Origin of the sequence: Soonwooa sp. (assembly GCF_030151385.1) — a bacterium.
In the GTDB taxonomy this organism is placed as follows: Bacteria; Bacteroidota; Bacteroidia; order Flavobacteriales; family Weeksellaceae; genus Soonwooa.
Genome location: NZ_JASLDS010000039.1, coordinates 21,297 through 27,375, shown reverse-complemented (window position 1 = coordinate 27,375; position 6,079 = coordinate 21,297). Strand labels below are relative to the sequence as shown.

Here is a 6,079-nt window from a genome sequence, read left to right as displayed (position 1 = left end):
GGTATTGAGTTTGTGTTTTTCTGCTGTTTTAAGCCTTTTTTTGACGTTTATATATTATTCAGTAGCGTATTTTTTACATCCCAAAGGTATGCCTAAAGGTATGTCTAAAGGTATGCCTAACATCATTTTTCATTAAATTTTCATTTTTCATTTTTCGGCTTTTATAGCTCTGTATAGCTTAACTTATAAAATGCAAAAACGCCCATTTGGTGGGCGTGTGGTATATATTAGCATATAAAATAAGAAACCCGCAGATGTGCGGGTTTCTATGGTATTTAATATCGGTTAAAATGTTATTTAAATGGTATTTAATGACATTTTGTTTCACGTCCTACTTTTTGGCTTTTTATGCTGTATCCCTTTTATTCATGGGCTTTTTCGGCTTTTTTTGTTAGAGTGTATTTAAGACATTTCGTTTGGTGGGGGGTACTTTGTAAATAATAAATATGTAATACCTTTTTCAGTAATCATATTTTTATTTGTTATTTGATAAATATAATTAACTTCATACATACATATATTTAAACTATCTTTTTTGATTAATATATGTTCATAATGTTTTATTTGTTTTTTAATAAAGTCAATAGAATCCCTCAGAACAGTAAATTTTGCGTCATTTTCTTTTACAGACTTATATTCTAACGTATTTACGTAGTCTTCATACTTTTGCGAATCAAAATCATCAGTTCCATATATTAATTCGTACAAATCTTTCGGCGATTTTGATTGAGATAATAAATGGTTTTTATATCTATATAATTGACATATATATACATATAATTCATCTTTATCAGACAATGTGTCAATTCTTAATATTCTTAAAGAGTCTAAGGACTTAAAATCTGCATCTTTTTTTGAACTCCTCGCTAAAATAAACTTTTGCAGTTTTTATAAATTCTTTTCTTTGTAATTTTTGTTCGTCTTTACAACCAAATAAAATTGGTAAAATAAACATTAAAATTAGCTTGCAAATATTTTTCATGGATGCAGTCTTTAAAAAATTGCAGCTAACGGAAAACGGCTTGGCGATAGTGCGGGACAAAATTGGACTAAAAGTTCAGTTTTGCACGGACGGAGCCAATGCGGTTTCCGTGTTTGTAAATTTACGAAAAAAAACAAATGCGGAACCGCATTTGGCGTGTAGAAAGTACAAAAGTTGATGTTAGCACTTCAGCCCGCATTTCGCCAAACCGATGTTACCAGCCGTGTTTTTTGTCCTGCGAGCTTAGTTTAGTGCTTCTTTGTTGTATTTGTTTCTGTATTCTAATGGCGACATTCCCGATATTTTTTTAAAGACTTCCCGAAATGCTTTTACGTCTGAATAGCCGACTTCATACATTACTTCGTTGATATTTTTTCTACTTGTTTCAAACGATTTCTTTGCCGCTTCAATTTTTACTCTTTGAGTGTATTCAATAGGTGTGTTGCCTGTCGCTTTGATAAAACGTCTGTCAAAGTTTCGTCTTCCAACTGCGAATTTTGATGCTAAATCTTCAATGGATATTTTGTCTTGCAGGTTGTTTTCAATGTAATCCTGTGCCTGTTTTATGATTTCATCGCTGTGCGATTTTTGTCCCGAAAAAATAATGAAAGCCGATTGATTTTGTCTGTCCATTTCAATTTGAAAAATTTTGGAACAAAAAATAGCTGTTTGTCTGTCAAAATGTTTTTCTACTAAATAGAGAATGAGATTTAGAAAAGAGTATGCACCGCCATTGGTATAAATGCCGTTTTCATCCGTGATTAGTCTGTCGGTTTGCAAATTTACTTTCGGAAACATTGTCTTGAAAGTGTCTGCAAATGCCCAATGTGTTGAACAAGTCTTGCCGTTAAGCAAACCCGAGGATGCCAACAAAAATGCACCCGTGCAAATGCTTGCTACTTCTGCACCGTTTTTATATTGTTCTTCAATCCACTCAACCAAAGGTCTATTCTCTTTTATTGCCTTTTGGAAATTGTGGTTTAAAGACGGAATGATAATTAAATTGGTCTTTGCAACATTTAAAATATGTGTATGTGGTTTTACGGAAAATAATCCACTATGAAAGTCCACTTTTTTTGCGATACCAACTATCTCTATTTTGTAGCGTTCTTTTTTGGTTTTCTCTTTCCAAATTGTGTTAGCCCTTGTCAAAATTTTGTATGCACCAATTATGCTACTCAAATTGTTTTTGCCATTAGGAACTATGATGGAAATATGTTTCATTATATATTTTTCGGCAAAGGTAAGAAATCATATTGTCCAAATCAACCCCTAATAATGTCTATTTTACACACTATAAAGTTAATTATAAGACATTAGTTTTGTACTAACAAAGTAAATAAAAGAAATGAAAAAGGACGAAAATTTTACCGCAACTATTATAGTTGAACAAAGTCCCGAAATAGTATTTAGTGCCATTAATAATGTTCGCGGATGGTGGTCAAAAAATATTGACGGCAGTACGGAACAATTGAATAGTGAGTTTGTCTATCGGGACAAATATCTTACAGCTAAGATTCGTATCACACAGATCACGCCTCAAAAAATTGCTTGGAAAGTCTTGGAAAGCCATAATACTTTCTTTGGAGATAAATATGAAAAAGAATGGGACGGCACTCAAATGATTTTTGAAATAACTGAAAAGGGTGGAAAGACAGAAATCACCTTTACACATTTAGGGCTCATTCCTCAATTTGAATGTTTTAATGTATGCTCTAACTCTTGGAATTTTTTTATCACAGAAAGCCTTAAAAGCCTTATAGAAACAGGCAAAGGAAATGATATTTCTAAAGATGAAAATTCCTATACCACATCGATATTAGTAAACAATTCTCCCGAAGAAGTCTATAAAGCCGTTAATAATGTACGTGGGTGGTGGTCTGAAGAAATTGAAGGAAAGACAGATGAACTTCAGGCAGAATTTTTCTATCACTACAAAGATGTTCATCTATCAAAAATGCTTGTTGTTGAGCTAATTCCAAATAAGAAAGTAGTATGGTTCGTAAAAGATAATGAATTTAATTTTGTGAATGACAAAACCGAGTGGAAAGGAACCAAAATTGTTTTTGAAATATCAAAAATTGGAGATAAAACCCAACTGATTTTTACGCATCACGGACTTGTCCCTGAAAATGAATGCTATGAAGTTTGTAATGATGCTTGGACAAGTTACATACAAGGCAGTTTGCAAAGTTTAATAACAACAGGACAAGGAAAGCCAAATGCAAAAGAAGGTGGACTTAATGCTGAATTAGTTGAAAAATGGAGTTTGCCTAAAAAATAAATTGTAAGCCGAATGGAGAACTATCAGAGGTACAGTCCATCGCAGATTTTTAAAGTGTCGGCACTATGCGGTTGTTTAATATGGCGGGTAACTAAAGAATAGATGCAATCAGTTTTTTTGAAGTATTAATTCTAAAATTAAAAAAAATTCCGATATTAAAGCTGAAAACATACTTAATAAGTAATTTTGCACCAAAGAATTTTTTTTGAAATCTAATAATACACATTTATCAGCAAAGCAACCCATCGGAATTTTCGATTCTGGTGTTGGTGCTTTGACTGCTGCAAAAGAGATAAAAAAATTGATGCCTCAGGATGATTGGTTTTGACAAGTTTGTTCAAACCAGAAATCAAAGTTTCAATTCTTAAAAATGCTAAGTGCTTCCTAGGATTAAAATCAAAAGACAAGATTTAGTGTTAAATAAGAACGTAAATAAAAAAAATAATGTGTCTTAAGTTTAGCTTCCGAAAAAAGTATTGGTGTATAAATATTGCAAAATGTTCTATTATACATTTAACCCCGCATTTTGCCAATACAATGTTAGTTGCAGTATTTTTAATTCTCAGATTCTTCTTCATAATCTTCGTCTTCGTATGAAGTGTAAGACCAATCAATTTCAAAACTGTCTAAAATTTTGTCAAATCTTTCTTGGTTACTTGTTCCAATGAAAATTCCATTGCAATTATTCTGGTCATCAAATGATAGACTTAGAACTTCGTTGAAATTGTCTGTGTAAACTTTTTGCTTCGCCCAAGAAATTTCTGGCACTATTTTCCAATTCTTTTCTATGGTTTTTACCGTTTCTACTTGAACATTGCCAAAATAATTGGCGTTGTATTTTAGTCCACCAAAAGTTCCGTTATAAACAGCCATAAGCAAAAAGAAACTATCTATTGTATTAGTTTCAATATGCCAATCTGGTTCGTCTGGTGCTCCGTAATTTCCCCAAACTGGTGGATTATCTAATTTTAAATCTACTTCTTTTATTCCCCAATAAACAACGACTTGATTTTCCTCATAAAACACCAAATATCTGTCATTTGAAAATCCGATTTCTTTGTTTGGTTTCAAAAGTCTGTTGTATGAATAGTTTAAGGCTTCAACTTTTCCTAGTGTCAAATAATAATTTTTCAGTTCTAATGGAAGTTTAATATTCAATAATTTTTCAGATTCATTGATTTCCGCTTCTTTAAATCCAAAATTTTCATTTTTAGGTAAGTCGTAAAGTCGTCTGATTTTGTCTGCACTTGTCATTTTAGCGATAATTTGGAAATATTACACCTAACTAAAGAATAGATGCAATCAGTTTTTTCAAGTATTAATTCTAAAATTAAAAAAAAATCCGATATTAAAGCTGAAAACATAATTAATAAGTAATTTTGCACAAAGAATTTTTTTTGAAACCTAATTATACACATCTATCAGCAAAGCAACCCATCGGGATTTTCGATTCTGGTGTTGGTGGTTTGACTGTTGCAAAAGAGATAAAAAGATTGATGCCTCAGGAAGATTTAATCTATTTTGGGGATACCAAACATTTGCCGTACGGCGAAAAGTCCAAAGAAGCGATTGTAGGCTATTCTTTGCAAATCGTGAATTTCCTTCTAAGTATGAATTGTAAAGCGATTGTCATTGCTTGTAACACAGCAACAGCGAATGCTCTAAAAGAAATTCTAGACTTGGTTGCTGGACAAGTTCCCGTTTTCGACGTTATCAATCCTGTTGCCGAAAAAGTAGCCTTCGAAATTCATAATAATGTTGGCGTAATTGCGACGAAGGCAACGGTTAATTCTGGACTTTACAAAAAGAGTATTCGCAAGCATAACAAATTTATCAAAGTAGACGAGTTGGCAACGCCGCTTTTGGTTCCTGCGATTGAAGAGGGTTTTGCCAATCACCCAATAACGCACGCGATTATTTACAATTATCTATCCAATAGCAAACTCAAAAATATTGAAACCCTAATCCTTGGATGTACGCATTATCCTTTGCTTTTGGGCGAAATAAAGCAATATTACGGCAATCGTGTTCGTGTGATTGACTCACCAAATATTGTGGCCAACCAAGTGAAAAGTGTTTTGGATAAATACCATTTGTTAAACGAAGAAAATCCTGATCCTAAATACAGATTTTTCTTGTCAGATATTACGAAGAATTTCGAAAGAATTTCGAAGAAGTTTTTCGGAAACCGAATAGCATTAGAGCTGAAAGTCTTATAGACCTTCAGCTTTTTTCTTGTCAAAAAATGAGAAACTTACATTCCCATATTTTCTAGTTTCAATATAATTTGGATGTTCGAATTTTTGTCGACTTTGATGCTCCAAAACAAAAGTTCCGTTTTCTTTTAGAAAGTCACCTTCCATAATCAAAGTTATCAAGTCATGGTACTTTTTTTCGTCCATGTCAAATGGTGGATCAGCAAAAATTAAATCATAAGTTCTGGATTGATTACGCTTCTTTTTTAACCATTCGAAAACATCAGAACGTTGCACATTAACTTGTAATCCAAATCCCAATTCTTGCGCAGTTGTGTTGATGAAACCTGCATGTTTAGGATTCATTTCTACTGTTGTAATGTCTGGACAATCTCTAGAAGCGAATTCTAAACAAATGGAACCAATCCCACCAAACAAATCCAAAACGGAAATAAATTGCATATCAAAACGATGCTCTAACATACTAAACAAAGCTTCTTTTGCGAAGTCTGTTGTTGGTCTAACATCAAAATTTTTAGGAGCAGCAATTCTTTTTGCTTTCCATTTTCCGGATATAATTCTGTACATTTTTTTAAAAATTTAAATTGAAATTTCTTT

Annotated in this window: 6 protein-coding genes and 1 pseudogene; 3 read left to right on the top strand and 4 right to left on the bottom strand. The window is 32.5% G+C overall.

Annotated elements, in window-relative coordinates; genetic code table 11:
- Positions 1-402 precede the first annotated feature (402 nt).
- Together Q1V95_RS06710 and Q1V95_RS06705 are read right to left on the bottom strand one after the other, a co-directional pair.
- Positions 403-798, bottom strand: a complete 396-nt coding sequence (locus Q1V95_RS06710) for a hypothetical protein (RefSeq protein WP_300671993.1) — start codon at positions 796-798, stop codon at positions 403-405.
- Positions 799-1,225: 427 nt separating this feature from the next.
- The gene (locus Q1V95_RS06705; RefSeq protein WP_300671991.1) at positions 1,226-2,206 is read right to left on the bottom strand and encodes a helix-turn-helix domain-containing protein; all 981 of its coding nucleotides are present in this window, start codon (positions 2,204-2,206) and stop codon (positions 1,226-1,228) included.
- 124 nt (positions 2,207-2,330) lie between these two features.
- Between Q1V95_RS06705 and Q1V95_RS06700 the strand changes: the two genes are divergently transcribed.
- Positions 2,331-3,266 carry an SRPBCC family protein gene (locus tag Q1V95_RS06700; protein ID WP_300671989.1) on the top strand — a complete coding sequence of 312 codons (936 nt, stop codon included), beginning with the start codon at positions 2,331-2,333 and terminating at the stop codon, positions 3,264-3,266.
- A 205-nt stretch (positions 3,267-3,471) separates the two neighbouring features.
- Positions 3,472-3,585 (top strand): annotated as a pseudogene (locus Q1V95_RS06695) (glutamate racemase); the annotation flags it as partial.
- Between the two features lie 236 nt (positions 3,586-3,821).
- Here Q1V95_RS06695 and Q1V95_RS06690 read toward each other — a convergent pair.
- Positions 3,822-4,520 (bottom strand): SMI1/KNR4 family protein, encoded by a 699-nt coding sequence (locus Q1V95_RS06690; RefSeq protein WP_300671987.1) that lies wholly within the window; start codon positions 4,518-4,520, stop codon positions 3,822-3,824.
- 143 nt (positions 4,521-4,663) lie between these two features.
- Here Q1V95_RS06690 and murI point away from each other — a divergent pair, with 143 nt between their 5' ends.
- Positions 4,664-5,485 (top strand): glutamate racemase, encoded by an 822-nt coding sequence (gene murI, locus Q1V95_RS06685; RefSeq protein WP_300671984.1) that lies wholly within the window; start codon positions 4,664-4,666, stop codon positions 5,483-5,485.
- On the opposite strand, the gene Q1V95_RS06680 is transcribed toward murI, so the two are convergent.
- Positions 5,480-6,049 carry an RsmD family RNA methyltransferase gene (locus Q1V95_RS06680; RefSeq protein WP_300671981.1) on the bottom strand — a complete coding sequence of 190 codons (570 nt, stop codon included), beginning with the start codon at positions 6,047-6,049 and terminating at the stop codon, positions 5,480-5,482. The genes murI and Q1V95_RS06680 overlap by 6 nt on opposite strands.
- Positions 6,050-6,079 lie beyond the last annotated feature (30 nt).

Coding starts and splice junctions, on each gene's coding strand:
- Q1V95_RS06705 (WP_300671991.1), bottom strand. CDS start 2,206: ATGAAACATATTTCCATCATAGTTCCTAATGGCAAAAACAATTTGAGT.
- Q1V95_RS06700 (WP_300671989.1), top strand. CDS start 2,331: ATGAAAAAGGACGAAAATTTTACCGCAACTATTATAGTTGAACAAAGT.
- Q1V95_RS06690 (WP_300671987.1), bottom strand. CDS start 4,520: ATGACAAGTGCAGACAAAATCAGACGACTTTACGACTTACCTAAAAAT.
- Q1V95_RS06680 (WP_300671981.1), bottom strand. CDS start 6,049: ATGTACAGAATTATATCCGGAAAATGGAAAGCAAAAAGAATTGCTGCT.